We start from the raw sequence: 24,351 nt of genomic DNA on the forward strand, positions 1-24,351 counted from the left end.
AAGCGATGCACATCCTCGCCACCACATCCGCTTCGCTCGACGATCTCGCCGAGCCGATCGACCTCAGGCAGACGCCTGCGGATGTCGTGGCCCTGTCCTTCACCGACAGCGATCTCGGCGGCCTGGCCACGGCCTGGAAGACGGATGCGGCGCGGCTGCCGTCCATGCGGCTTGCGGCGCTGCGCGACCTTCGCCACCCGATGTCGGTGGACCTGTGGATCGACAGCGTCGCCCGCCACGCCAGGCTCATCCTCGTCCGCATCCTCGGCGGCTATGACTGGTGGCGCTATGGCTGTGACCAGCTCGCCGCGGTGGCGCGCGAACGCGGCATCAAGCTGGCATTGCTGCCCGGCGAAAGCCATGACGAGGACCTGCGGCTGATCGAAGGCTCGACCCTGCCGCGCGCCGAGTTGGACGCCCTGCTCGCCTATTTCCGCGAAGGCGGCCCGGCCAATATGGGCGCGCTGGTGCAAAGGCTGGCAAGGCTTGCCGGGTCGGATGCGGCCATGACCGAACCGGTCAGCGTGCCGAAGGCGGGATTTTATCAGCCGGGAATTGGTGTCGTCGAGAAGCCGAACCTTTTAGAGGCGGAACTCGACGTCGACAATTTCGCCGTCATCCCCATCCTCTTCTACCGCTCGATGCTGCTTGCCGCCGACGTCGCGCCGATCGACGCACTCGTTGACGCCCTGTGTTCGCAAGGCCTAGCGCCTGTGCCGATCTTCGTCTCCAGCCTCAAAGATCCGGCATCGCTGGCCTTCGTCGAGAATGCCATCGCAACACTGAACCCCGCCGCCATCGTCACCGCCACCGCCTTCGCCTCGGGCGCAGAACCCGGCGCCGAAACCCTGTTCGACCGGGCCGGCGTGCCCGTCTTCCAGGTCATCGTCGCCACAACGAGACGCGAGGTCTGGGAAAAGAACCAGCGCGGCCTGGCGCCCGCCGACCTTGCCATGCATGTCGTGCTGCCCGAGCTCGACGGCCGCATCCTGGCCGGCGCCATCTCCTTCAAAGGCGAGGTCGAGACCGATCCGGCGCTGGCCTTCCGCGCCTTCGCCAACCGACCCGAGGCCGACCGCGTGGCGCAGGTGGCCAAGCGGATCGCCGCGTTTATTCGCCTGCAGCGGACGGAGCGAGCAAAGCGCAAGCTGGCGATCCTGATCCCTGATTATCCGAGCGCGCCCGGGCGGACAGGTTATGCCGTTGGGCTCGATGTGCCCTCCAGTGTGCTTGCGATGCTGCATGACCTGAAGGAACAGGGCTATGCGGTTGAAAGGATCCCGCAATCGCCGCGCGGGTTGCTGGATGCGCTGGAGGCGGGCGGCCAGGGCCTTGCCTTGACGGAATACGCCACCCTTTCAGCCGAACTGCCCGAGGCTGCGCGAGCTTCTGTTGAGGCGGCGTGGGGCAAGGCAGAAGGGATAGGTTCGCGCGAGGGGGGTGTTCAAGCGCCGAACTCGGCAACCTTCCCCTTCCGCGCCGCCACTTTCGGCAACGTCACCGTGGCGCGGGCCCCCGACCGCGGCCGTTCCGCCGACCGCCGAGCCGACTATCACGACCCGACGCTGCCCCCACGTCACGAACTGATCGCTTTCGGCCTCTGGCTGCAGAAATCGCTCGGCGTCCATGCCATCATCCATGTCGGCGCGCATGGCACGCTCGAATGGCTGCCGGGCAAGACGGTGGCCCTCTCCGAGACCTGCTTCCCCGAGATCGTCACCGGCTCGCTGCCCATCATCTATCCCTTCATCGTCTCCAATCCGGGCGAGGCGGCGCAGGCCAAGCGTCGCATTTCGGCGGTCACCCTCGGCCATCTGCCGCCGCCGCTGACCGGCGCCGGCCTAGACGAGGCGCAACAGAAACTCGAGCGGTTAGTCGACGAATACGCGCAGGCCGACGGCCTCGACCGCCGCCGCCGCGACCAACTTGCAAAGCTGATCGTCGAGACCGCGCAGAAGACTGGCCTCGCTTCTGAAGCGGGCGTGGCCAAGGCTGATCAACCCGACGAAGCGCTGCGCCGCATCGACGCGTGGCTTTGCGATCTCAAGGATTTCGCCGTCAAGGATGGGCTGCATGTCTATGGCCGCGCGCAGGAACACGAAACCGATCCGCTGCGCCGGCAAAGCGCGGAAACCGAAAAGGCTGCCCTGCTGGCCGCGCTCGACGGCCGTCACATCAAGGCCGGGCCGGCTGGCGCGCCGGCGCGCGGCCGCTCCGACGTGCTGCCCACCGGCCGCAACCTCTTCACCTCCGATCCGCGCACCATGCCGACGCCGACCGCCTATGACCTCGGCCAGGCGGCGGCGGAAGAAGTGGTGCGCAGCTATATGCAGAGCCATGGCGACTGGCCGCGCTCGCTGGTCATCGACCTTTGGGGCTCGGCCTCTTTGCGCACCGGCGGCGAGGAGATCGCGCAAGGCCTGGCGCTGATGGGCTGCCGGCCGCAATGGGATGCCGCCACCGGCCGCGTCACTGGCATCGAGGTGCTGCCGCCGGCTACGCTCGGCCGCCCGCGCGTCGACGTCACCTGGCGCATTTCCGGCCTGTTCCGCGACATGTTCCCGACCCAGATCGCGCTGATCGACACCGCCGCCAATGCGGTCGCCAGCCGCGACGAAGACGACACGGAAAACCCCCTCGCCGCGGCGACCCGCGCGGAGGGCAAGGTTGGCCCGCGCATTTTCGGCACCTCGCCCGGCACCTATGGCGCCGGCGTCGAGGACTTGCTGTCGCGCGGCGAATGGGGCGCGCGCGAGGAGATCGGCCGCGCCTATCTCGACGCCACCTCGCACGCCTATGGCGGCACCGATGGCGAGGCGATCTCGGCACCCGGCGCTTTCGAGGGGCGGATCGCCGAAGCCGATCTTCTCGTCCACACCGGCGACGACCCGGGCCGCGACATCCTCGAAGGCTCGGCCGACGTCGCCTTCATCGGCGGCTTTTCGGCCGCCCTTGCCGCGCTCGGCAGGAATGCCGACCTCATCGTGCTCGACACGACCGACCCCAAAAAGCCGAAGCCGCGCTCGGTCGGCGAAGCCGTGTCCCGCGTGGTTCGCGCCCGCGCCGTCAACCCGCGCTTCATCGCCGGCCAGATGCGCCACGGCCCGCGCGGCGCCTCCGAATTCGCCGAAACGGTCGACCGTCTGGTCGGCTTCGCCGAAACCACCCACGCCATTTCGGGCGCGCTGATCGAAGCCGTCCACGACGCCTATGTTGGCGACCCGGACGTGCGCGCCTTCCTGCTGCGCGAGAACCCGGCGGCTGCCAAGGTCATCGCCGAACGGTTCCTCGCCGCGCGTCGGCGCGGTCTCTGGCATCCGCTCAGGAATTCCATCGACGACGATCTGGCGGCCTTGATCGCCGAGGCCCAGGCAAGCGAGGTGGCGGCATGAACGCATTCTCGCGCCGTGGCGCCTGCCCGGCCTTGAGCGCCCCGATGCAGACCGGCGACGGGCTGCTGGTGCGGCTCAACCCGGTCGCTGGAGGACTTGACCCGAAGTCGCTGATCGGACTCGGCGAATCCGCCTTACGCCACGGCAACGGCATCATGGAAGTGACCGCGCGCGGCAGCCTGCAGATCCGTGGTTTGACGGCCGAAAGCGCCCGGTTGCTGGCGAACGAAGTGGATGCGCTCGGCATCGCGGTGCGGACCGGCGTGCCGGTCGAGACGGGGCCGCTGGCAGGAATCGATCCGGAAGAGATCGCCGATCCACGCCCGTTGGCGGAGCGCATCAGGACGGCGATCGAGAAGGCCGGGCTGACGGCGAGACTGGGACCGAAGGTGTCGGTGGTTGTCGACGGAGGTGGGCAGCTTACGATGGATGCCGTGACGGCCGATGTGCGGCTGAAGGCCGTATGGGCTGGCGATGATGTTCTTTGGAGCCTGTCGGTTGCCTGCGATGGGCGCAGTGCAAGGCCGCTCGCGACGGTCGATGCTGATGCTTCCCGCGACATTGCTGTGGCGGCGTTAAGGATGGTGGCTGAGCGAGGTCGTGAGGTCCACACAAGAGATTTGTCTGAAAGACAGCTCAATTCACTCGCACGTTGGCATTCCGTCACACCCCCCTCTGTCCTGCCGGACATCTCCCCCGCAAGGACAGAGGGGGGTGTGAAGAAACGCCAGCCTAAGACCCATCCCATTGGCACCTTCGCTCTCACGGACAGCCACGCCCTCGGCATCGCCCTGCCCTACGGCAGCATGCCGGCGCAAAACCTCATCGACCTCGCCACCCAAGCCTCAAACCTCGGCGCCACCGAAATCCGCCTTGCGCCAGGTCGCGCCTTGCTCTTCCTCGGCCTCTCCGCCCCCTCCTCGCTCAAAGCCTCCGCCGCCGCGCTCGGCTTCGTCACCGACCCCGCCGACCCGCGCACCCGCATCGCCGCCTGCCCCGGCACGCCGGCTTGCGCGTCCGGCCGCATCGCCACCCGCGCCATCGCCGAAACCATCGCAAAGGAAGGCGCGGACCTCCTTGACACCTCGCTGACCCTGCACGTTTCCGGCTGCGCCAAGGGCTGCGCGCATCCCGGCACCGCCGCGCTCACCCTGGTCGGCGACGAAAACGGAGCCGGACTTGTCGTGGACGGGACGGCGAAGGCCCTTCCTGCCGCGTACAGGCCGGGCTATGACGCCGCGCGCGGGGTCGCCGGCATTCTTGCCGCAATCCGCGACGGACGACATCAGGGCGAAACCGCCGCCGCCTGCCTGGCAAGGCTTGGCGCGGCCGGCATCGCCGAACTCTATCGACGGAACCAGTGAATGGCCGCCTACGACTATATCCATGACGGGATGGCGATCTACGAGCGCTCTTTCGCCATCATCCGCGCCGAGGCGGACCTGTCTCGCTTCTCGGAAGCGGAGGCCGATGTCGCGATCCGCATGATCCATGCCTGCGGCCAGGTCGAAGCCGCCAGCCATTTCGTTTTCTCCGACGGTTTCGTCGACGCCGCCCGCACCGCGCTCGCCGCCGGCGCGCCGATCTTCTGCGATGCCGAGATGGTGGCGCACGGCATCACCCGCGCCCGGCTGCCGGCCGGCAATGAGGTGATCTGCACGCTGCGCGACCCGCGCACCCACGACATCGCCAGGCAAATCGGCAACACCCGCTCGGCCGCCGCGATCGACCTCTGGGGCGAGCGCATGGCCGGATCGGTCGTCGCTATCGGCAACGCGCCGACCGCGCTGTTTTATCTCTTGGAAAAACTGCGCGACGGTGCGCCAAAGCCCGCCGCGATCATCGGCATGCCGGTCGGTTTCGTCGGTGCCGCCGAATCCAAGGATGCGCTGGCCGAGAATTCCTATGGCGCGCCCTACGCCATCGTGCGCGGCAGGCTGGGTGGCAGCGCCATGACGGCCGCCGCGCTCAATTCGTTGGCGAGGCCCGGCCTGTGAACGCGATCATGAAAGGCCGTCTTGTCGGCGTCGGCACCGGCCCGGGCGACCCCGAGCTTCTGACGCTGAAGGCAGCGCGCGCGTTGGCCGAGGCCGACGTCGTCGCCTATTTCGCCAAGCGCGGCAACAACAGCAATGCGCGCGCGATCGTCGAGGCGCGCTTCCGGCCGGACATGATCGAGTTGCCGCTGCTTTATCCGGTAACGACGGAAATCGACAAGGATGACGACGACTACCGCTCGCAGATCACCGATTTCTACGAGCAATCGGCCGAGCAGGTAGCCGACCATCTCGGCGCCGGCAGGATGGTGGCGGTGCTGTCGGAGGGCGATCCGCTGTTCTATGGCTCCTACATGCATCTGCATGTGCGCCTGGCGCATCGCTTCCCTACCGAGGTCATCCCTGGCATAACCGCCATGTCCGGCTGTTGGTCCGCCACCGGCCTGCCGATTGTCCAGGGCGACGACGTGCTGAGTGTGCTGCCTGGCACGATGAGCGAGTTCGAGCTGACCCGTCGCCTCGCCGACACCGACGCCGCCGTCATCATGAAGGTCGGCCGCAACCTGCCGAAGATCCGCCGCGCGCTGGAAGCGACCGGCAAGCTGGCCAAGGCCGTCTATGTCGAACGCGGCACCATGCCGGGCAGCGTCTCGATGCGGCTCGCCGAAAAGCCGGACGACAAGGCGCCCTATTTCGCCATCGTGCTGGTTGCCGGCTGGTCGGCCCGCCCGGGGGCCAAGGCATGAGCGGCCGCCTTACCGTCATCGGTCTCGGACCCGGCAATGCCGACCAGGTGACGCCGCAGGCTGCCAATGCCGTCACCGAGGCTTCCTTCTTCTATGGCTACAGGCCCTATCTCGACCGGCTGGAGCTGCGGCCGGACCAGACCCGCATCGCCTCCGACAATCGCGAGGAACTCGCCCGCTCCAAAGAGGCGCTGGCCAAGGCTGCCGAGGGCCACAACGTCGCCGTCGTCTCCGGCGGCGATCCTGGCGTCTTCGCCATGGCCGCCGCCGTCTGCGAGGCGATCGAAGCCGGCCCTGAAGAATGGCGTGCCATCGACATCTCGGTTGTCCCGGGCGTGACTGCGATGCTTGCCGTCGCCGCCCGCATCGGGGCACCGCTCGGCCATGATTTCTGCGCCCTCTCGCTATCCGACAATCTGAAGCCTTGGGAGCTGATCGAGCTGCGCCTGCTGGCGGCGGCCGGGGCCGGCTTCGTCATCGCGCTCTACAATCCGATCAGCAAGGCCCGCCCCTGGCAGCTCGGCCGCGCCTTCGAATGCCTGAAGGCGATCCTCCCCGGCACCACGCCGGTGATCTTCGGCCGCGCCGCCGGCCGGCCCGACGAACGTGTCGAAGTCTCTCTGCTGGCGGATGCCGATGCGGCAAAGGCCGACATGGCGACCTGCATCATCATCGGTTCGCCCGAGACCCGCATCATCAAGCGCGGCGAAAAACCCGCGCTGGTCTACACGCCGCGTTCGGCAACGGGGTCGAAAAGATGATCGACTTTTGCCGCCAGCGCATCGACGGTTTTGGCCGAAGGAACGTCCGGCAAAGGCGGTCGGCGGATCATGATCACTTCGATGCCGAGCGCCCGCGCAGCGGCGATCTTGCCATAGGTCGCCTCGCCGCCGCTGTTCTTGGAAACGACGGCATCAATGCCGTATTTTTCGAGCAACGCCCTTTCGTCCGCTTCCGGAAACGGTCCGCGCGCCAGGAGGTAAAGCGCATCGGGCACGCCAAGCTTCGGCTCGACCGGATCCACGCTGCGGACGATATAGCGGTGCTGCGGAGCGGCTTCGAAGCCGCCGGCCTCCTGTCGGCCGATCGCCAGGAAAACGCGACGCGGCGCCGTGCCGAGCGCACGCGCCGCCTCGGTGACGTTGCCAACCAGCCTCCAGCGATCGCCCGCTACGGGCTCCCATCCAGGACGCCGCAGCGCAAGGATCGGCACGCCGGATTTCGTTGCGGCTTCAGCGGCGTTGGCCGAAATACGCGCGGCGTATGGATGCGTGGCGTCGATCAGCAGATCGACGTGTTCTTCGCGAAGATAGGTAGCCAGCCCGTCGGCGCCGCCGAAGCCGCCGACGCGCACCGGCACGCCTTGCGCGATCGGGCTTTCGGTGCGGCCGGCAAGCGACAGCGTGACCGAAAAATCCTCGCGGCGGACGAGCTTCCCGGCCAATTGCCGAGCTTCCGTCGTTCCGCCGAGGATCAGGATACGGTGGGTCATCATGCCTGCTAAGGGTGCCCGCGCTGCCAAGCCCGCATCGAGGTGGCTCACCATCGTCGGCATCGGCGAGGACGGTGTAGCGGGTCTCGGCGACGAGGCCAAGCAGCGCATTGCGCAGGCGGACGTCGTCTTCGGCGGCAAGCGGCATCTCAGCCTTGTCGCGTCGCTGGCCAAGGGCGAAACCCGCACGTGGCCGACGCCCTTCGATGCCGAGATGCGCGATGTTCTGGCGCTCGCGGGCAAAAAAATCTGCGTGCTGGCGTCCGGCGATCCGTTCTTCCACGGCGTCGGCGTCACGCTGGCGCGCAAGGTCAAGCCAGAGCAAATGCTTGTCCTGCCGGCGCCCTCGTCTCTGTCGATAGCCGCCTCCCGTCTCGGCTGGGCCTTGCAGGACGTGGAGAGCATCTCGCTGCACGGCCATTCGATCGACCTGATCCGGCCCCTGCTCCATCCCGGCGCGCGCATCCTGGCGCTCACCTCCGGCGCCGACGCGCCAGCGGCTATCGCTGCACTGCTCGACGAGCTCGGTTTCGGCCCTTCGCGGCTGACTGTCCTTGAAGCGCTCGGCGGTATGGATGAGGCGCATCGTACCTCCCGCGCCGATGCCTTCGACCTCAAAAACATCAACCCGCTCAACGTGCTGGCGCTCGAAATTGAATCGACGCCGGATGCGCGCATCCTGCCGCTGACCTCTGGTCTTGCCGATCATCTGTTCGAGCATGACGGCCAGATCACCAAGCGCGAGATCCGCGCCGTCACGCTGTCGGCGCTGGCGCCCAGGCGTGGCGAATTGCTGTGGGACATCGGCGCCGGCTCGGGCTCGATCGGCATCGAATGGATGCTGGCTCACCCTTCGCTGCGCACCGTTGCCATCGAGGCCAATAGCGAGCGCGCCGCCCGCATCCACCGCAACGCCGTGCATTGCGGCGTGCCCGGTCTCGTCGTGATCGAAGGCGCCGCGCCGCAGGCGCTGGCAAAATTGGAGACGCCCGATGCCATCTTTATCGGTGGCGGCGGCAGCGATGCCGGCGTGCTGGAGAAGGCAATCAAGGCGCTCCGTCCCGGCGGCCGGCTCGCCGCCAATGCGGTGACGCTGGAGATGGAGGCGCTGCTGCTCGACCAGCACAACAGACGCGGCGGCGACCTGACCCGCATCGCGCTCTCGCGCGCGGCGCCTGTCGGCTCGATGCAGGCGTGGCGACCGGCCATGCCGGTCACGCAGTGGAGCTGGGTCAAGCCATGATGGTCGCAGGTATCGGCAGCCGCAAAGGTGTGACGGCGGGCGACGTTCGTGCCGCGATCGAGACCGCGCTTGAGGCGCATGGGCTTACGATGACGGCGCTTTCTGCATTGGCGACGGGTGAAATCAAGCGCGATGAGCCGGCGATCTTCCTTGCCGCCCGAGACCTCGACCTCCCCGTGCTCGTCATCTCCGACGCCGCACTGCAATCCGTCTCGTCCGGCACAGTCAGTCGCTCCGACGCGTCGCAGGCCCAGGCCGGCACGCCTTCGGTTTCGGAAGCCTCGGCCCTGGCCGCGGCCGGAAAAGGTGCGAAACTGTTTGGACCGCGCATCGTGCTCGGTCCGGTGACCTGCGCCATCGCCATCAGTGGAGATGTGCCATGACGGTCCATTTCATCGGCGCCGGTCCAGGTGCGGCCGATCTCATCACGCTGCGCGGCGCCCGGCTCCTGGCCAGTTGCCCGGTCTGCCTCTATGCCGGCTCGATCGTGGCTCCGGAGCTGCTCGAACATTGCGCGCCCGGCACCAAATTGATCGATACCGCGCCGATGTCGCTTGACAAGATCGAGGCCGAATATGTCGCCGCGCACAAAGCTGGGCACGACGTCTCGCGCCTGCATTCCGGCGACCTTTCGGTGTGGAGCGCGGTGGCCGAACAGATCAGGCGGCTGGAAAAGCACGGCATCTCCTACACGCTGATCCCAGGCGTGCCCTCTTTCGCGGCGGCGGCGGCCGCACTTCGCCGCGAGCTCACCATTCCCGAACTCGCGCAAAGCCTGGTGCTGACCCGCGTCTCCGGCCGCGCCTCGAAAATGCCGCCGGGCGAGACGCTGGCCGGCTTCGGCCGCACCGGCGCCACGCTAGCCATCCATCTAGCCATCCATGCCATCGATCGCATCGTCGCGGATCTGACGCCGCTTTACGGCGCCGAGTGTCCGGTCGCGGTCGTCTTCCGCGCCTCCTGGCCGGACGAACGCATCCTGACCGGCACGCTGGGCACCATCGAAGCGCAATTGGCCGAAAACCCGATGGAGCGCACGGCGATCATCTTCGTCGGCAGCGCGCTCGCAGCGCAGGATTTCGGCGAAAGCTCATTATACGACGCCCACTACCAGCGGCGTTTTCGCGGACGGGACGGATTGTGAACGGCAGCGCCAATACGAACGGACGGGCTAATGTGGAGCAGGCGCTGGCGCGGCTGAACTTCAAGCCGCGGGAGCTTGAGCCCGGCCATGTCTGGCTGGCCGGCGCCGGTCCCGGCGACCCCGGCTGCCTGACGCTGGAAGTGCTGGCGGCACTTGGGCAATGCGATGCGCTGGTCTATGACGCCCTGGTTTCGCCCGATGTCGTGGCGGTCGCTCAAGGAGCCGAGCTTTTCTATGCCGGAAAACGCGGCGGCCAACCCTCCATGAAACAGGACGACATCAACGCCCTCCTGGTGCGGCTGGCGCGCGAAGGCCGCCGTGTCGTGCGCCTGAAGGGCGGCGACCCTTATATTTTCGGCCGCGGCGGCGAAGAGGCTCTGGCGCTCGCAGGCGAAAGAATTCCGTTCCGGGTGCTCTCCGGCCTCACCTCGGGCCTCAGCGCGCTGGCCGCCACCGGCATTCCCGCCACCATGCGCGGCATCAACAAGGCGGTCATCCTGGCCACCGGCCACGCCGCCGGCACCGATGACGACCTCGACTGGGCGGCGATCGCCCGCACCGGGCAGCCGGTCATCGTCTATATGGGCATGGCCAATTTGCCGGCGATCGCGGCAAAGCTGCTCGAGGGCGGCCTCGCGCCTTCGACCCCGGCCGCCGTGATCGTCGCGGCAACCGCGCCGCAGGAGCGCATCGTCGTCTCCACGCTCGCCACCATCGCTGAGGAGGCCGCGGCGGCCCGGCTCACTTCGCCGGCGCTGATCGTCGTCGGCGAGATCGTCGCCATGCGCGCGGCACTGGCGGGCCGCACATGACGGCGCGCGCGATCATCATCGGCGCGCCGCGCTCCGGCTCGGGCAAGACCAGCGTCACCATCGGCCTGTTGCGCGCGCTTGCCCGGCGCGGCCTGAAAGTGCGCGGCGCAAAGTCAGGGCCGGACTATATCGACCCGGGCTTCCACGCCGCCGCCACCGGCCTGTCGGGCGTCAACCTTGACAGTTGGGCGATGTCGCCGTCCCTGCTCAACGCGCTGGCGGCCCAAGCCGCGGACGATGCCGAATACGTCATCCTCGAAAGCGCGATGGGCCTGTTCGACGGCATCCCCGCCCCGCAAGGCCGCTCCGGCTCGGCCGCCGATCTCGCCCGGCTCTATGATTTGCCTGTCCTTCTGGTGCTCGACGTTTCCGGGCAGTCGACCACGGCGGCGGCGGTGGCCAAGGGTTTCGCGACCTACGATCCCGATGTGCGCATGGCCGGCGTCGTGCTCAACCGGCTCGGCAGCGAACGCCATCGCCGCCTGTCCGGCGACGCGATCGAGGCGATCGGCCTGCCCGTGGTCGGCGCCATCCTGCGCGATCCGACGCTCAACCTCCCGGAACGGCATCTCGGCCTTGTCCAGGCCGGCGAATACGAGAACCTGATCGCGCATCTCGACCGGCTGGCCGACATGGTCGAAAAGTCGCTCGACATCGACGCCATCCTGGCGCTGGCATCCCCGCTGGAACCGGCGGCCGGCGACTTCGGTGACGCGCTGCAGCCGCCCGGGCAACGCATCGCATTGGCGGAAGATGCCGCGTTCACCTTCCTCTATCCGCATGTCGCCACGCATTGGCGCAAAGCCGGCGCCGAGATCGTGCCCTTCTCGCCGCTTGCCGACGAGGCGCCTGCGCAGGACTGCGATGTCTGCTGGCTGCCCGGCGGTTATCCCGAACTGCATGCCGGCAAGCTCACGGCCGCGACGAACTTCCAAACCGGAATGGCGCGCTTTGCGGCGACGAAGCCGGTTCACGGCGAGTGCGGCGGCTTCATGGTGCTGGGTGAGGTGCTGGAAGACGCGGAGGGCGAGAGCCACAAGATGCTTAGCCTGCTTGGCCACTCGACCAGCTTCGCCAAACGCAAGATGAATCTCGGCTACCGCGAGGCGCGGCTGCGTGCTGCCTGCCCGTTGGGACCGGAGGGCACGTTGATCCGCGGCCACGAATTCCACTATGCGCAGATGCTTGCTGCCGGCAATGACGAGCCCTTGGCCGACCTTGCCGATGGCCAGCGCAACCCGCTCGGCGCCTCCGGCTACCGTCGCGGCCATGTCAGCGGCACCTTCTTCCATGCCATTGCGAGGGGCGCATGAGCGGTCCTTGCGCACCCCGGCAAGTGCTTGACGATATCGGCCTCAGCCTCGTCTTTTTCACCCGGCTGAGATTACCCTCGAGCGATTTCGGCGGCCGCAGCCTGGCGGATGCGATCTGGGCGGCGCCCTTCGCCGGTCTCGCGGTGGCGACCATCGGCGCACTCGTCTGTGCGATCGCCACCGTCTTCGGCCTCGCCACAGCACCGGCCGCGGCGCTCACGCTCGCCGCGACGATGCTCGTTACCGGCTGCCTGCACGAGGACGGGCTTTCCGATATCGCCGATGGCTTTTGGGGCGGCAGGACGCGCGACAGGAAACTGGAGATCATGCGCGACAGCCGCATCGGCGCCTATGGCGCGGCGGCGCTTGGGCTGTCACTGCTTACCCGCTGGAGCTCTCTTTCCGAACTCGCCGGTCCAGGCCACGTGTTCCTGGCGCTGCTTGCCGCGCATGCCGGCTCGCGCGGCCTGTTCGGCGCCTTCATGCATCTTCTGCCACCGGCCCGCAGCGATGGCCTGTCGGCGGGCGCAGGCACCGTCACCACCGAGACCGCCGTCATAGGTGCTGCGCTTGGTGCCGTGGCGCTGCTGGCGCTCGGCCTTGGCGGCGCGATCGCGGCGCTGATCCTGCTCGGCCTGATCTTCATGGCGTTCCGTGCGCTTTGCCTCAGCCAGATCGGCGGCCAGACCGGCGACACGATCGGCGCGCTGCAGCAGTTTGGCGAGATCGCCGTGCTGCTCGTCGCATCCGTTTGCCTTTCCTGATTCTCTTTCGGAGACCTTGCCCCCATGAGCTTCAAATCCCTCGAAGACCTTCGTGCCGCCTGCCTCGATCTTCCGGCCGGCAGCGACGCCGCCGCCAGCGCCGTCGCCCGCCGCCAGGACACGCTGACCAAGCCGCAAGGCAGCCTCGGCAGGCTGGAAACGATCGCCGCCTGGCTCGGCCGCTGGCAGGGCCGCGACATGCCGAAGCTCGACCATGTGAAGGTCTTGGTCTTTGCCGGCAATCACGGCGTCACCGCGCAGGGCGTCTCGGCCTATCCCTCGGAGGTCACCGTACAGATGGTGGCGAATTTCGCCGGCGGCGGCGCGGCCATCAACCAGCTTGCCCGTATCGCCGGCGCCAAGCTGGACGTCATCCCGCTCGACCTCGACCATCCGACCGGCGATTTCACGATAGCGCCGGCGATGGACGAGCAGGCGTTCCTCGCCGCCGTTTCGGCTGGCTACGATGCCGTGACCAAGGACCTCGACCTCGTCTGCTTCGGCGAGATGGGCATTGGCAACACCACACCGGCGGCCGCGATCTCCACCGCCCTCTTCGGCGGCGGCGCGGAAAAATGGACCGGACGCGGCACCGGCGTCGACGATGCCGGCATGAAGCGCAAGGTCTTGGCCATCGAGGCGGGCCTCAAGCGCCATGCCGATGCGCTCTCCCACCCGCTGAAGATCGCTGCCGCGCTTGGCGGGCGCGAGCTGGCGGCCATCCTCGGCGCCACACTCGCCGCGCGCAAGAACAACCTGCCGGTGCTGCTTGACGGCTTCGTCTGCACCGCTGCCGCAGCACCCCTAGCGAGGCTGCACCCGACCGGCCTCGCCCACACCATCGCCGCCCATGTCTCGGCCGAAGCCGGCCACCGCCGCCTGCTCGAAGCCCTCGGCCTGCCGCCGCTTCTCGATCTCGGCATGCGGCTCGGCGAAGGCTCCGGCGCCTGCCTTGCCGTCAACATCGTTCGTTCGGCGCTGGAATGCCATTCGAAGATGGCGAGCTTCGCCGAGGCGGGGGTGTCGGAAAAATAACGATCCGGCCAAATTTCAACATTGGCGAAACGTCGAAATAACGTCATCTTGATTATTCCATGAGACGAAGACGTCTCATGGGAGATCGATCAATGTATTTGAAACAGCTAATATCTGCGGCGATTCTTATTTCCGCGGCTTCGCCGGCCGTGTCTCAGGACCAATATGTCCGCCCGCTTCGTCCCGGCGAAGACGGGTCGACCAGGATCCAATCCTCAATCTCTATGACCTTTCCGGTCAAGGATGACGACGACGCTGCCGCGCAGCAGCAGGTTGCGCTTCGTTCTTTCTACAAAGTCGCGGCGGGCAGCTGCGCCTTGGTGATCGAGACGGTCGCCGATACATGCGAGATTGCCGGCATGAGCACCAATCTCAACGCCAGGGACCGCAACATCGGCGGTTACGGCGGATCGCAGCTCACGGTGAGCGGTCAGATCACGATGAAGGTCAAGTTCAAGGCGAGCCTCGGCAAGACGGCGCCGTAGGCGCCGCTCTTGCATCCGAATTCGCTATTTTGATGAGAAGATTTGGTGGTGGAGGCCGTCTCGAACGAGACCGTCTCTGTGAAAATTCCCAGTTATTACGGCAAAAACTGAGAAATTTGAGCTGTTTCAATGTCCGTCGCTTGGCAGAGTCGGATTTTATCAGAAAAAATCAAATGGCTTAGCCGATCGAATATGCGTGGTCCGAACTGCGGAAATTTTCGCCGGTACGGCGGAAATTTCCGAACTGGAAGCGCTGCGCCGTGCCTGTTTAATAGGCCTATCTTGATTGTAACTATCGTGCGTTCATTAGCGACTCCTCATGTTTGCTCTCGCCACGAACGCATATAAGGCGTACGTTTGTAGATCGCCGGCTGGCACCTGAGGATCCGGCGACTGAGAGCGGGAGACTCCGCCTTAAAATACGGCGCATTTCCAACTCGCGCTATTCCGCGCGCTCTCAAGATTGCCTGCTTCGGCCGGGCCTCTCCTTTGCGCGATTCCGGCCCATTGCCTTTATGACTGGAGGAGAAATCAGTTTTTCATCGGAGGAGAAATCATCATGCATCACCTTCCGCGACGCGAATTCATCGGTCAAGGTAGCGCGGCCCTAGCGGCGCTGGCGGTCTTCCATTCACGGTTTGCCTACGCCTTCCCAAGCCGGGCGGGTGAAACCGTAATCCCGTGGGTGGACCAGCCCCGCCCAATCCTGTCCCGGCCGTCATCCAGACCCAGCTCGTCTGGGAGGATATGGATTCGTGGGTGACGCCCAATGAGAAATTCTTCAGCATCGCGCATTTTGATCGGCCAACCATTGATGCGAATGCCTGGAAACTTGAAATCGACGGGTTGGTCAACAAGCCCCTGAGCCTGTCGCTTGCCGACCTCAAGGCGCGGCCGCGCCAGGAGGTGGCTTTCACCGTAGAGTGTTCAGGCAATCACGGTTTTCCATTTTTCACTGGCGGCATTGGCAACGCCCGTTGGGCTGGCACGCCGCTCGCCGCCATCCTTGAAGAGGCAGGCGTGAAGGAAAATGGCATCGAAGTTGTTTTTTGGGGCACTGATGTCGGCGACATCGCTCTCAAGGACGACACCCGCGACGTCAAGATGCATCAGAATTTCGCCCGCAGTATGTCGCTCACCGATGCGATGAGCCCCAACAACATCCTTTGTTACGAGATGAATGGGACCGCCCTGCCGCAACCCAACGGTTCCCCCGTGCGGCTCATTGCACCCGGCTGGTATGGTATCGTCAACGTCAAGTGGCTCAAGCGCATCGAGATACGCAACACGCGCTTCATGAATCTGCTGATGGGACGAAACTACGTTACCATCCGCGAGGAAGAGCACAATGGCGAGACGGTGTGGGCCGAGACCTCGGTCGGCCGCGCATTGCTGAAGTCCGCGCCTGCAAGAGTGACGCGCAGCAATGCCGGATACCGGATCAGCGGTGCGGCCTGGGGTGCTCCAATCGCCAAGGTCGAAGTGAAGGTTGATGATGGCCCCTGGGCCGAGGCGACAATCGACCATGCTGAAGAAGCTGAATTCGCCTGGAAGGTGTGGTATCTCGACTGGAAAGACCCATCAAAGGGCGAACACACGATCACCTCGCGCGCCACTGACATGGCCGGGAAAATCCAACCCGCGATGGACGATCCTTGGATTACCAAGAAACATACTTACTGGGAAAGCAACGGCCAGGTCACGCGCCGCATCGGCATTGCTTGAGAAGGCCTACCTTCCGGCCGTACCACCTCACCGAGCATCGATTTGACCTCATGCAGAACATGGGGCATTTCGTCATGCTGTCTAGCAAGCGTATTCCACGAGCGCTGGACGAACTTTCGCTTTGAGGGCGCTTTGCTGACCGGCGGCTGTGGGACAGAGAGCCGGATCGGCAGCTTCAGGCCTCGGCCTGCGGCGCACAGGCTGGAGAGACCGGTCGCGGAAATTCCCTGAATTTGTCGAGAGAAGTCAGACTCAAGCCCGCTGATATCGCCTTCAATGCGGTAATTACGGAAACATCGCGAAGATTTTGTGGGAGTAGCGGATAGCTGAAAAGAGGAGACCGTTTGGTGGGTGTGCACAGGATCGAACTGTGGACCCGCTGATTAAGAGTCAGCTGCTCTACCAACTGAGCTACACACCCACACCGCCGGAAAACCAGCGTCGGCGGCGCATATAGCCGCCGCTTTCGGCTATGTCTAGGCCCTGCCGGATCATTTCCCGACAAATCGCCGAATTGCCGCAGGTGTCACACGAATAGCTTGCCTTCAGCCACCTTGATCGCATGGCCGCCGATGCGCGCGGATGCCAGTTTTCCAGCTTCGACATTGAGTTCGAGCCGGATGCGCGACGGCCGGCCCATTTCCAGCCCCTGCTCGATCCAGAGCTGCGAGATGCCGTCGGTCGGGGCGTCGAAATGCATGATGGCGCCGGCAAAGGCGGCTGCGGCCGAACCGGTCGCCGGATCCTCATAGGAAGGCGTGCCGGGCACGATCATGCGCACATGGAACGCGCTGTCGTGATGCACCGTTTCGCGGCAATAGACATAGGGGCTGGCGAAGGCCCATTCGCTTTTGCGGGGTGCCAATTCCGACCATACCTGGTTGTCGAGCCTGATCTTGGCCGCTTCTTCCAACCCGGCAACCGGAATCGTCACATAAGGCACGCCGGCCGACCAGAAGGCGACGCGGTGATTCTCGAAGCCGATCTCGTGCGGGGCAAGGCCGAGCGCCGCGCCGATCGCTTCCGGGTCAGCCTTGAGCTCTAAGGGTTCGGGCAGCTTCGCCAGGTCGAACTCGGCGAAGGTCGAGCCGTCATGCTTGCTCACCGCGCAGCGCACCGGTCCGATATTCTCCTCCAGCACGAAAATGCCGGCGGCCTCCCCGGCGAGTTCGGCCAGCGCGATCGCCGAGCCGACCGTCGGATGCCCCGCGAAAGGCATCTCATAGTCGGGCGTGAAGATGCGGATACGGTTGCGATGCTTTGGATTGTCGGCAGGCAGCACGAACACCGTCTCGGACAGATTGAATTCGCGCGCGATCGCCTGCATGCCGGCAGTGTCGAGCCCGTCGCTGTCCAGCACCACCGCAAGCGGATTTCCGGCCAGCCTTTCGGTGGTAAACACATCGTAAAGCAAGTAATTGCGCGCCATGGAGAAAACCTTTCGCCTTGCCCCGAATTTCTGCCTCAATCCAAACATGAGGGAAATTTAATTTGAAATTCGAACCTTAAGGCCTGATTTGTGGACGGATAGGGACATCCATTTTCAGCATAGGGGTCCGGCGTGGACCAGCTTGTCAATCCGCCAAACGCGGAATCCGGTACTTCCATAGAGGCAGCGCTAGGGCTCGACCGCAAGGGCGTACGCCGCAAGCGTCGCCGCTTCCGGCTCTACGCGCTGCTGGCGATAGCGATCATCGCCGCCGGCATTGCCCTCTATCGATGGTATGCCGCAGCACCTCCCAGGATCGAATACACCACCGTGCCTGCGGCGATCGCCGACCTCACCGTCGTGGTATCGGCCACCGGCACGCTGCAGCCGCTGACCCAGGTCGATATCTCCAGCGAGCTTTCCGGCATCGTCCGCTCGGTCGCGGTCAATGAAAATCAGCAGGTCAAGAAGGGCGACGTGCTGGCGAGGCTCGACACCGCCAAGCTCGAAGTCCAGATCGAGCGCGCCACCGCTTCCGCCAAGGCGGCGGCAGCAAGCGTCGAGAACGCCAAGGTGACCCTGCAGGAGAACGAGAACGCGGTTGTGCGCGCAAGCGCGCTGACCAAGCGCGGCATGGCGACGGACCAATCGCTCGAAGCGGCGACGGCGACGCGCGACCGCTCGAAGGCGGCGCTCGACAGCGCCGAAGCCAATCTCGCCATCGCTCAGGCCGATCTCAAGGCGCAGCAGACCGATCTCGCCAAGAGCACCATCTATGCGCCGATCGACGGCATCGTGCTGACGCGCTCGGTCGATCCCGGCCAGACCGTCGCGTCCTCGCTGCAGGCGCCGGTGCTCTTCGTCATCGCCGCCGACCTGAGGAACATGGAATTGCAGGCCGCCGTCGACGAGGCCGACATCGGCCAGGTCAAACCCGGCCAGCACGCCCGCTTCACCGTCGACGCTTTCGCGGACCGACCCTTCGACGCCGAGATCCGCGACATCTCCTACGCCTCAGTCACCACCGACGGCGTCGTCACCTACAAAGCGCGGCTCGAAGTCGACAATGGCGAGCTTCTCTTGCGGCCCGGCATGACGGCGACGGTCTCGGTCGTCACCCGGCAGGCCAAGGCCGTACTTACCGTCCCGTCGACCGCCTTCCGCTACCGCCCGATGCAACAGACCGCCCGCGGCTGGAGCCTGCGCGACCTCTTCACCGGCCGAATGGGCCGCCCCAACCGGCAAGCCGAGGCAACGAAGGCGCCGACCGACGGCTCGCGCACGCTTTATGTGCTGGAGAACGGCCGGCCGCATCCGGTCAACGTCAGGATCGGCTCGACCGACGGCGAGTTGACCGAGATCACATCCGGCCTCGATGAGGGCGCTGAGGTCATCACCGGCGCGCAGCAGCGGAGCTGACGAAATGTCGGCTCCCCTGCTCATCACCTTCGACAAGGTCTGGAAAAGCTATGGCGAGGGCGAGGCCCGCGTGCACGCGCTGGCCGGCGTCGATCTCGCCATTCGGCGCGGCGAATTCGTCGCCATCATGGGTCCCTCCGGCTCGGGCAAATCGACCGCGATGAATATTATCGGCTGCCTGGATACGCCGACAGCCGGGACCTATTCCTTCATGGGTGTCGATGCGGGACGGCTCGACCGCAACCGGCGCGCGCTTTTGCGCAACCTCTATGTCGGCTTCGTCTTCCAGGGCTACAATCTCCTGCCGCGCACCACGGCGGCGGAAAATGTCGAGCTGCCGCTGATCTATCGCGGCGTCGCCGCGCGCGAGCGCCGCGAACTCGCGATGCGGGCGCTGGCCGAGGTCGGACTTGTCGGGCGCGAGCACCACACGCCGGCCGAGCTTTCGGGCGGCCAGCAGCAGCGCGTCGCGATCGCCCGCGCCATCGTCACCAGGCCGACGCTGCTGGTCGCCGACGAACCGACCGGCAACCTCGACACCGCGCGTACGCATGAAATCATGGAGCTGTTGACAAGGCTCAATGCCGAGCTCGGGCTCTCCATCGTCATGGTCACCCACGAGGCCGATGTCGCCGGCTATGCCAGCCGCACCATCCGCTTCCTCGACGGCCATGTCGCCTACGATACCGTGAAAGCGGAGGAAGCGGCATGATCTGGGAAACTGTTCGCCTCTCGCTGCGCTCGATCCGCCGCAATGTGTTGCGCTCCTTCCTGACATTGCTTGGCATCGTCATCGGCGTCGCCGCCGTCATCGCCATGCTCACCATCGGCTCCGGCACGACGGAGAAGGTCAAGGCCGATATTTCCAAGCTCGGCAGCAACCTGCTCGTCGTCCGCGCCGGCCGGCCGGCGGGACCCGGCGGACCGGGAGGGCTCGACCAGGCGGTGCGGCCGCTGGCCGAAAAGGATGTCACCGCGCTCGTCGCGCATCTGAGCGGCGCGCGCGCGATTTCACCGGCCTCGCAAAAGCAGGTCCGCGTCATCTTCGGCACCGAAAGCCTGACCTCTGGCGTCACCGGCACCGACAGCGCCTATCTCGACGCCCGCGACTGGAAACTGGTGTCCGGACGACCGTTCAGCGATTCCGAAACGCGCGCCGGTGCGGGTGTGTGCCTGATCGGCGAAACGGTGCGCCAGCAATTCTTCGGCGCCGGCGATCCGGAGGGCGAGATCATCCGTGTCAACCGCACCTCCTGCAAGATCATCGGCCTGCTCGAGCCCAAAGGCTATACCGGCTTCGGCCAGGACCAGGACAATGTCGTGCTGATGCCGCTGCACGCCTATCAACGGCGCATCGCCGGCAATCGCGACATCGACAACATCTATATCGCCGCCGACGACCGCACCCCGACCTCCGAGCTGCAGCCGCGCGTGGAGGACATTTTGCGCGACACGCGCCGCATCACGCCCGACCGCGATCCCGATTTCGCCATCCGCGACATGACCCAGATCGCCGATGCGATGACCAGCGCCACCACCACCATGACCGGCATGCTGGGCGCCGTCGCCGGCGTCAGTCTCCTGGTCGGCGGCATCGGCATCATGAACATCATGCTGGTCTCGGTCACCGAACGCACGCGTGAGATCGGCATCAGGCTGGCGATCGGCGCACATGAAAAACACATCCTCATCCAGTTCCTGGTCGAGGCGACGGTGCTGTCGCTCTTTGGCGGCATCATCGGCATCCTGATCGGCCTGTCGCTGGCCGGCCTCGCCTCGATGACGCTGACGATACCGTTCGCGCCAAGCCCCGCCGTCGTCCTGCTCGCCGTCGGATTTTCGGCGCTGATCGGCATGGTGTTCGGCTTCTTCCCGGCGCTGCGCGGCGCGAGGCTCGACCCGATCGAGGCGCTGCGGCACGAATAGTCAGAGGCAGCGTTCTACACCTGTGCCCCGATCTTGCGGTGACGCAGCGATGAAGACGCAGCGATGAAAGAGCAGCTGGGTGCTGCTAGCGATCGCCGCCGAAATGCCACTCGACCAGCGGCTTCATGTGCGGCATCAGGCCGGCGGGCAGATCGCCGGCGTGGCGGATGATCACCGGCCCTTCGATCTCGGGGTCTGTCTCGGTAGCGACGAAGACGGTGATGCGCCGCGCTAGCTCGTCGGCCGTTTCGGCCACCTGGTAGCGACGGAAGATCACCGTGCCGTTTGCCGTCGACAGCGCGTGATAGCGCTGACCGCGTTCAGCCGTCGAAAGGTCCAGCCCGGTCTCCTCCCTCACCTCGCGGATCATGTTGAAGTCGACATCGACCAGCCCTTCCCGGAAATCGATCGGCTCGAACGAGCCGGCGGCGAAATAGACACGGCCGGTATTGACCGTATGCGGCCCCATGCGGATCGCCACCAGCGCATTGTCGCCGGCGACCAGCACGGCATGCGCGTAGGCGTGCTCGGCGCCGGAATTCTCGCGTCGCTTGCGCCACAGCATGAAGGTCGAATAGTTGACCGCATGGCAGCGGCCGACGAGGCGGCCGTCGCGGTAGGCAAGCTCGGAAAGCAGCACCACGGCGCCGTCGAACAATGCCGGATTGGCGGCGATTTCCTGCCGCCAGTTCTCGGCGATGGCAGCCGCATTGCTGCGCGCGAAGGGATGCGGGCCGGGATCGAGGCGGACGTCGACCGCATCGACCGGCAGGATGACATTGCGCGGCAGATCGAACCTCAAGAGGGTCACGCCATGTCCAGGCTGATCGCGACCGGGCAATGGTCCGACGCTTTCGGCCTGTCCCAACCGATGCGCGGGAAACGCTCGACCTCCTGTCCGGGCGGGAAGATGGTGCGCCAAGGCTGGCCGTTGCGGATGATGTCGGGAACGGCAGTGGCATTCTTTGCCGCCAGCGCCTTCGACAGCAGGATATAATCGAGCTGGCAAAGATGCCGCTCCTCCGGGCCGCGCGTGTGGTAGAAGCTCCAGCGCTCCATCTCCGGCCGCCGCTCGACGACATTCTCGCAAAAGCCGCCGGCGGTAAGCTCATCGACCGAGGACCGGGTTTCGTCCACAACCTCGAAGCGGTAGCCGTCGATGGTATCGCCCTCGATCTTCACGCGCTGCCGATAATCGTTGAGGTCGCCGCAGATCGCCCAGCGCTTGTCGGCGGCGTCGTCCTTGCCGAAGCGCTCCTCGATGATGCGGCGCACTGCCTGCGCCTCGGCGATGCGCAGCGGCATTGACGCCTTGCGGCCGTCGAGCCCGTTGCGCGGCGGGCCCATGGATTTGAAATGCACGAGATAGAGCGTCAGCGGCGCGCCGCCGACCCTTAGGTCGATCTCCAGGCAATCGCGGCGAAAGATACGTTCATTGGCGAGATAGCCGAACGTGGCGAGTTCCGGCGTGAACAGCCCGAACTCCTCGAACGTGACATAGGCGTGGCTGGTCATGCGCACGAATTCGATCGGCTGCCCTTGCGCGGTTTCGTTGCGCATCATCACGGCGACATCGATGCCGCGCGTGTCGTTGCCGGCGGTGGTGTATTTCTGCCGGTAGCCCTGCCCGACCATCTTGAACAGATAGCCATATTCGAAGGCCTTCAGCGCCTCGATATTGTCGACCTCCTGCATGCAGATGATGTCGGCGCGGGTGGCCGCGATGGCGAGCGCCGTCAGCTGGCGGGTGTCGTCGGATTGGGCGATCGTGCGGGCCTGTTCGAGGATGCGGTATTCGGCCTCGCTCTGGATGTCGAACAGGGCCAGCGTGCGGTCTTCATTGAGCTGGTTGCGATAGCCCGAGAAATCGAACCTGCTCATCAGGTTCTCGACATTGAAGGTGGCGAGGCGCAGCGACATGGCCGTGACCTTTGCCTGCAAGCGCGAGCGAAAACAAGAGCCAGGCCGATGCTCGTTATGGTTGATGGAACCTTTCCGTTCATCCTCCGTTCAGACGGAAAGTTCCAACAATGGGCCTCTTCCCGGGGTGTGCTGGGCGTGGGGCCCTTACTCCTTGGAGAGTGAAATGAAACCGCTTTTCTCTTCCCTTCGATCCGGGCTCCTGGCCCTGGGTTTCGTTGCCGGCGTGACGGCACCGTCGGTGGCCGGCCCGATCTTGCAACCCGATCTGTCGACCGCAACCAGCACGGCGGCAACCATCATACCCATCCGCGACAGTTGGGCCGGCGGCAATGACCGGCGGGGGATGTATGATTGGCGCTGGCGGCGCGGTGGCGACTGGCGTGGCCGGGATTTCAGATGGCGCGGCGACGACTTCCGCTCTCGTCATTTCTCCCGCAATTGGGATGACGGCGACTGGCGCTGGAGGCATCATCGCCATCATCATCGGGATTTCGATAATGGTGCCGCCGCCCTTCTGGGGCTGGGGCTGGGCCTGGGCCTGGGTAGCCTCGCCTACAACAACTACTACGATCCATACTATTACGACCCTTACCCGCGCTACGTTCAGCCGCGGCGCATCTACCGGACCCAGCGGCTTTCGAGGGCCCATGTCCAATGGTGCTACGACCGCTACCGGTCCTATCGGGCCTGGGACAACACGTTCCAACCCAACTACGGCCCGCGCCGGCAGTGCATCTCGCCCTATATCTGAGCCCGTCGGCAGGAAGGATGAGACGGCGCCCATCGCGGGGCGCCGTTTCTTTTGCCGCAACCTGTGCCCGCCATCGGCCGATAACCCTAAATTCATTGGCGGCGGCTATTCATCCATGCCGATGTCCCCCAATATGACGATTCGCGCGAACGGAGTGCGAGACGTGCTCGCCATGGCCGAAAACGAACACAGAAACCAACACAGGCAACGCGTGCTGAAGGGCGCGGCGATCCTGACCGGCATCAACAACTCCGAGGTGAGATGCACGGTGCGCAACATGCATGCGAACGGCGCGGAGCTGAAAGTGCCCATCGATGCGCGCGTGCCCGACGAATTCCTGCTCTATGTGCCGGTCGACGGCATCGGCTACAAGGCTGTGGTGCGCTGGCGCCGCGAGGATCGCATCGGCGTCGAATTCACCGGCACCGAGCCCAAGCCGCACTGGCACTATGGTTGAACAGCGGCAACGCTGCGCACCCGGCAACGAAAAGCCGGCGGACCGATCCGCCGGCTTTGACATTTGACACGAAACTTCGCCTTAGTTCTTCGCCTTGTCGACCAGCTTGTTCTTGGCGATCACTCGCGCGACCGCAGGGCAAAGCCCGAGGACGCGCAGGCAAAAGATGTGCATCGCCTTAGTTCTTCGCCTTGTCGACCAGCTTGTCTTGGCGATCACCCGCGCGACCGCAGGGCAAAGCCCGAGGACGCGCAGGCAAAAGATGTGGATCGCCTTAGTTCTTCGCCTTGTCGACCAG

Annotated in this window: 23 protein-coding genes and 1 tRNA gene; 19 read left to right on the forward strand and 5 right to left on the reverse strand. The window is 65.5% G+C overall.

The window, feature by feature from the left end; genetic code table 11:
• The first annotated feature begins 5 nt into the window (after nt 1-5).
• The 5 genes from cobN to O7A05_RS04390 are packed head-to-tail and all read left to right on the forward strand — an operon-like array spanning nt 6 to nt 6,896.
• Nucleotides 6-3,392: a cobaltochelatase subunit CobN gene (gene cobN / locus O7A05_RS04370; RefSeq protein ID WP_337091724.1), complete on the forward strand. Its 3,387-nt coding sequence runs from the start codon at nt 6-8 to the stop codon at nt 3,390-3,392.
• Entirely contained in the window at nt 3,389-4,756 is a 1,368-nt protein-coding gene (cobG, locus tag O7A05_RS04375; RefSeq protein WP_337091726.1) for a precorrin-3B synthase, read from the forward strand. The genes cobN and cobG overlap by 4 nt, the downstream gene beginning before the upstream one ends.
• Entirely contained in the window at nt 4,757-5,389 is a 633-nt protein-coding gene (locus O7A05_RS04380; protein WP_337091727.1) for a precorrin-8X methylmutase, read from the forward strand.
• Nucleotides 5,390-5,397: 8 nt separating this feature from the next.
• Entirely contained in the window at nt 5,398-6,135 is a 738-nt protein-coding gene (locus tag O7A05_RS04385) for a precorrin-2 C(20)-methyltransferase (protein ID WP_415926953.1), read from the forward strand.
• Complete coding sequence (locus O7A05_RS04390) at nt 6,132-6,896, forward strand: precorrin-3B C(17)-methyltransferase (protein ID WP_337091730.1); 765 nt, start codon at nt 6,132-6,134, stop codon at nt 6,894-6,896. The genes O7A05_RS04385 and O7A05_RS04390 overlap by 4 nt, the downstream gene beginning before the upstream one ends.
• On the opposite strand, the gene O7A05_RS04395 is transcribed toward O7A05_RS04390, so the two are convergent.
• Nucleotides 6,860-7,627 (reverse strand): cobalt-precorrin-6A reductase, encoded by a 768-nt coding sequence (locus O7A05_RS04395; protein ID WP_337091732.1) that lies wholly within the window; start codon nt 7,625-7,627, stop codon nt 6,860-6,862. The two genes, O7A05_RS04390 and O7A05_RS04395, sit on opposite strands and share 37 nt — an antisense overlap.
• 1 nt (nt 7,628) lies before the next feature.
• Between O7A05_RS04395 and cbiE the strand changes: the two genes are divergently transcribed.
• The 9 genes from cbiE to O7A05_RS04440 all read left to right on the forward strand — a co-directional run bounded on the left by cbiE (nt 7,629) and on the right by O7A05_RS04440 (nt 16,148).
• Nucleotides 7,629-8,870: a precorrin-6y C5,15-methyltransferase (decarboxylating) subunit CbiE gene (gene cbiE / locus O7A05_RS04400; RefSeq protein WP_337091733.1), complete on the forward strand. Its 1,242-nt coding sequence runs from the start codon at nt 7,629-7,631 to the stop codon at nt 8,868-8,870.
• On the forward strand, nt 8,867-9,253 hold the full coding sequence (locus O7A05_RS04405; protein WP_337091735.1) for a cobalamin biosynthesis protein: 387 nt from the start codon (nt 8,867-8,869) through the stop codon (nt 9,251-9,253). The genes cbiE and O7A05_RS04405 overlap by 4 nt, the downstream gene beginning before the upstream one ends.
• Nucleotides 9,250-10,014 carry a precorrin-4 C(11)-methyltransferase gene (gene cobM / locus O7A05_RS04410; protein WP_337091737.1) on the forward strand — a complete coding sequence of 255 codons (765 nt, stop codon included), beginning with the start codon at nt 9,250-9,252 and terminating at the stop codon, nt 10,012-10,014. Before O7A05_RS04405 ends, cobM begins: the two co-directional genes overlap by 4 nt.
• Nucleotides 10,011-10,826, forward strand: coding sequence for a uroporphyrinogen-III C-methyltransferase (gene cobA, locus O7A05_RS04415; protein WP_337091739.1), 816 nt, complete (start codon nt 10,011-10,013; stop codon nt 10,824-10,826). Before cobM ends, cobA begins: the two co-directional genes overlap by 4 nt.
• On the forward strand, nt 10,823-12,139 hold the full coding sequence (locus tag O7A05_RS04420; protein ID WP_337091741.1) for a cobyrinate a,c-diamide synthase: 1,317 nt from the start codon (nt 10,823-10,825) through the stop codon (nt 12,137-12,139). The genes cobA and O7A05_RS04420 overlap by 4 nt, the downstream gene beginning before the upstream one ends.
• Complete coding sequence (cobS, locus tag O7A05_RS04425) at nt 12,136-12,903, forward strand: adenosylcobinamide-GDP ribazoletransferase (RefSeq protein ID WP_337091743.1); 768 nt, start codon at nt 12,136-12,138, stop codon at nt 12,901-12,903. The genes O7A05_RS04420 and cobS overlap by 4 nt, the downstream gene beginning before the upstream one ends.
• A gap of 24 nt (nt 12,904-12,927) precedes the next feature.
• Nucleotides 12,928-13,938: a nicotinate-nucleotide--dimethylbenzimidazole phosphoribosyltransferase gene (gene cobT, locus O7A05_RS04430; protein WP_337091745.1), complete on the forward strand. Its 1,011-nt coding sequence runs from the start codon at nt 12,928-12,930 to the stop codon at nt 13,936-13,938.
• Between the two features lie 224 nt (nt 13,939-14,162).
• Nucleotides 14,163-14,423, forward strand: coding sequence for a hypothetical protein (locus tag O7A05_RS04435; protein ID WP_337091747.1), 261 nt, complete (start codon nt 14,163-14,165; stop codon nt 14,421-14,423).
• Nucleotides 14,424-15,170: 747 nt separating this feature from the next.
• The gene (locus O7A05_RS04440) at nt 15,171-16,148 is read left to right on the forward strand and encodes a sulfite oxidase (RefSeq protein ID WP_337091748.1); all 978 of its coding nucleotides are present in this window, start codon (nt 15,171-15,173) and stop codon (nt 16,146-16,148) included.
• 345 nt (nt 16,149-16,493) lie between these two features.
• Here the strand turns inward: O7A05_RS04440 and O7A05_RS04445 are convergent.
• Both O7A05_RS04445 and O7A05_RS04450 read right to left on the reverse strand, forming a co-directional pair.
• Nucleotides 16,494-16,569: transfer RNA gene (locus O7A05_RS04445), tRNA-Lys, on the reverse strand.
• 105 nt (nt 16,570-16,674) lie between these two features.
• Nucleotides 16,675-17,577 carry a PhzF family phenazine biosynthesis protein gene (locus tag O7A05_RS04450; protein WP_337091749.1) on the reverse strand — a complete coding sequence of 301 codons (903 nt, stop codon included), beginning with the start codon at nt 17,575-17,577 and terminating at the stop codon, nt 16,675-16,677.
• 132 nt (nt 17,578-17,709) lie between these two features.
• Between O7A05_RS04450 and O7A05_RS04455 the strand changes: the two genes are divergently transcribed.
• From O7A05_RS04455 to O7A05_RS04465, 3 genes are read left to right on the forward strand one after another with little or no spacing between them, the layout of a single operon-like run.
• A complete protein-coding gene (locus O7A05_RS04455; RefSeq protein WP_337091751.1) occupies nt 17,710-18,996 on the forward strand; it encodes an efflux RND transporter periplasmic adaptor subunit in 1,287 nt (428 codons plus the stop codon).
• A gap of 4 nt (nt 18,997-19,000) precedes the next feature.
• Entirely contained in the window at nt 19,001-19,708 is a 708-nt protein-coding gene (locus tag O7A05_RS04460; RefSeq protein WP_337091752.1) for an ABC transporter ATP-binding protein, read from the forward strand.
• Nucleotides 19,705-20,922, forward strand: coding sequence for an ABC transporter permease (locus O7A05_RS04465; protein WP_337091753.1), 1,218 nt, complete (start codon nt 19,705-19,707; stop codon nt 20,920-20,922). Before O7A05_RS04460 ends, O7A05_RS04465 begins: the two co-directional genes overlap by 4 nt.
• An 85-nt stretch (nt 20,923-21,007) precedes the next feature.
• Here the strand turns inward: O7A05_RS04465 and O7A05_RS04470 are convergent, their stop codons facing one another.
• Entirely contained in the window at nt 21,008-21,724 is a 717-nt protein-coding gene (locus tag O7A05_RS04470) for a hypothetical protein (RefSeq protein WP_337091976.1), read from the reverse strand.
• A 5-nt stretch (nt 21,725-21,729) separates the two neighbouring features.
• The gene (locus O7A05_RS04475) at nt 21,730-22,842 is read right to left on the reverse strand and encodes an endonuclease/exonuclease/phosphatase family protein (RefSeq protein WP_337091754.1); all 1,113 of its coding nucleotides are present in this window, start codon (nt 22,840-22,842) and stop codon (nt 21,730-21,732) included.
• Nucleotides 22,843-23,008: 166 nt separating this feature from the next.
• Between O7A05_RS04475 and O7A05_RS04480 the strand changes: the two genes are divergently transcribed.
• Nucleotides 23,009-23,596 (forward strand): BA14K family protein, encoded by a 588-nt coding sequence (locus O7A05_RS04480; RefSeq protein ID WP_337091756.1) that lies wholly within the window; start codon nt 23,009-23,011, stop codon nt 23,594-23,596.
• 172 nt (nt 23,597-23,768) lie between these two features.
• Nucleotides 23,769-24,053 carry a PilZ domain-containing protein gene (locus O7A05_RS04485; RefSeq protein ID WP_224516372.1) on the forward strand — a complete coding sequence of 95 codons (285 nt, stop codon included), beginning with the start codon at nt 23,769-23,771 and terminating at the stop codon, nt 24,051-24,053.
• The last annotated feature ends 298 nt before the right edge of the window (nt 24,054-24,351 follow it).

The organism is Mesorhizobium argentiipisi (SeqCode), assembly GCF_037179585.1.
Taxonomy (GTDB): domain Bacteria; phylum Pseudomonadota; class Alphaproteobacteria; order Rhizobiales; family Rhizobiaceae; genus Mesorhizobium; species Mesorhizobium argentiipisi.

What these genes read in the sequence shown, in the direction of transcription:
- O7A05_RS04460 (WP_337091752.1), top strand. Translation starts at nt 19,001, where the DNA reads ATGTCGGCTCCCCTGCTCATCACCTTCGACAAGGTCTGGAAAAGCTAT.
- O7A05_RS04440 (WP_337091748.1), top strand. Translation starts at nt 15,171, where the DNA reads ATGGATTCGTGGGTGACGCCCAATGAGAAATTCTTCAGCATCGCGCAT.
- cobM (WP_337091737.1), top strand. Translation starts at nt 9,250, where the DNA reads ATGACGGTCCATTTCATCGGCGCCGGTCCAGGTGCGGCCGATCTCATC.
- cobT (WP_337091745.1), top strand. Translation starts at nt 12,928, where the DNA reads ATGAGCTTCAAATCCCTCGAAGACCTTCGTGCCGCCTGCCTCGATCTT.
- O7A05_RS04380 (WP_337091727.1), top strand. Translation starts at nt 4,757, where the DNA reads ATGGCCGCCTACGACTATATCCATGACGGGATGGCGATCTACGAGCGC.
- O7A05_RS04485 (WP_224516372.1), top strand. Translation starts at nt 23,769, where the DNA reads ATGGCCGAAAACGAACACAGAAACCAACACAGGCAACGCGTGCTGAAG.
- O7A05_RS04385 (WP_415926953.1), top strand. Translation starts at nt 5,398, where the DNA reads ATGAAAGGCCGTCTTGTCGGCGTCGGCACCGGCCCGGGCGACCCCGAG.
- cobN (WP_337091724.1), top strand. Translation starts at nt 6, where the DNA reads ATGCACATCCTCGCCACCACATCCGCTTCGCTCGACGATCTCGCCGAG.
- cobG (WP_337091726.1), top strand. Translation starts at nt 3,389, where the DNA reads ATGAACGCATTCTCGCGCCGTGGCGCCTGCCCGGCCTTGAGCGCCCCG.
- cbiE (WP_337091733.1), top strand. Translation starts at nt 7,629, where the DNA reads ATGCCTGCTAAGGGTGCCCGCGCTGCCAAGCCCGCATCGAGGTGGCTC.
- O7A05_RS04420 (WP_337091741.1), top strand. Translation starts at nt 10,823, where the DNA reads ATGACGGCGCGCGCGATCATCATCGGCGCGCCGCGCTCCGGCTCGGGC.
- O7A05_RS04390 (WP_337091730.1), top strand. Translation starts at nt 6,132, where the DNA reads ATGAGCGGCCGCCTTACCGTCATCGGTCTCGGACCCGGCAATGCCGAC.
- O7A05_RS04475 (WP_337091754.1), bottom strand. Translation starts at nt 22,842, where the DNA reads ATGTCGCTGCGCCTCGCCACCTTCAATGTCGAGAACCTGATGAGCAGG.
- O7A05_RS04395 (WP_337091732.1), bottom strand. Translation starts at nt 7,627, where the DNA reads ATGACCCACCGTATCCTGATCCTCGGCGGAACGACGGAAGCTCGGCAA.
- O7A05_RS04465 (WP_337091753.1), top strand. Translation starts at nt 19,705, where the DNA reads ATGATCTGGGAAACTGTTCGCCTCTCGCTGCGCTCGATCCGCCGCAAT.
- cobS (WP_337091743.1), top strand. Translation starts at nt 12,136, where the DNA reads ATGAGCGGTCCTTGCGCACCCCGGCAAGTGCTTGACGATATCGGCCTC.
- O7A05_RS04435 (WP_337091747.1), top strand. Translation starts at nt 14,163, where the DNA reads ATGACCTTTCCGGTCAAGGATGACGACGACGCTGCCGCGCAGCAGCAG.
- O7A05_RS04480 (WP_337091756.1), top strand. Translation starts at nt 23,009, where the DNA reads ATGAAACCGCTTTTCTCTTCCCTTCGATCCGGGCTCCTGGCCCTGGGT.
- O7A05_RS04405 (WP_337091735.1), top strand. Translation starts at nt 8,867, where the DNA reads ATGATGGTCGCAGGTATCGGCAGCCGCAAAGGTGTGACGGCGGGCGAC.
- O7A05_RS04450 (WP_337091749.1), bottom strand. Translation starts at nt 17,577, where the DNA reads ATGGCGCGCAATTACTTGCTTTACGATGTGTTTACCACCGAAAGGCTG.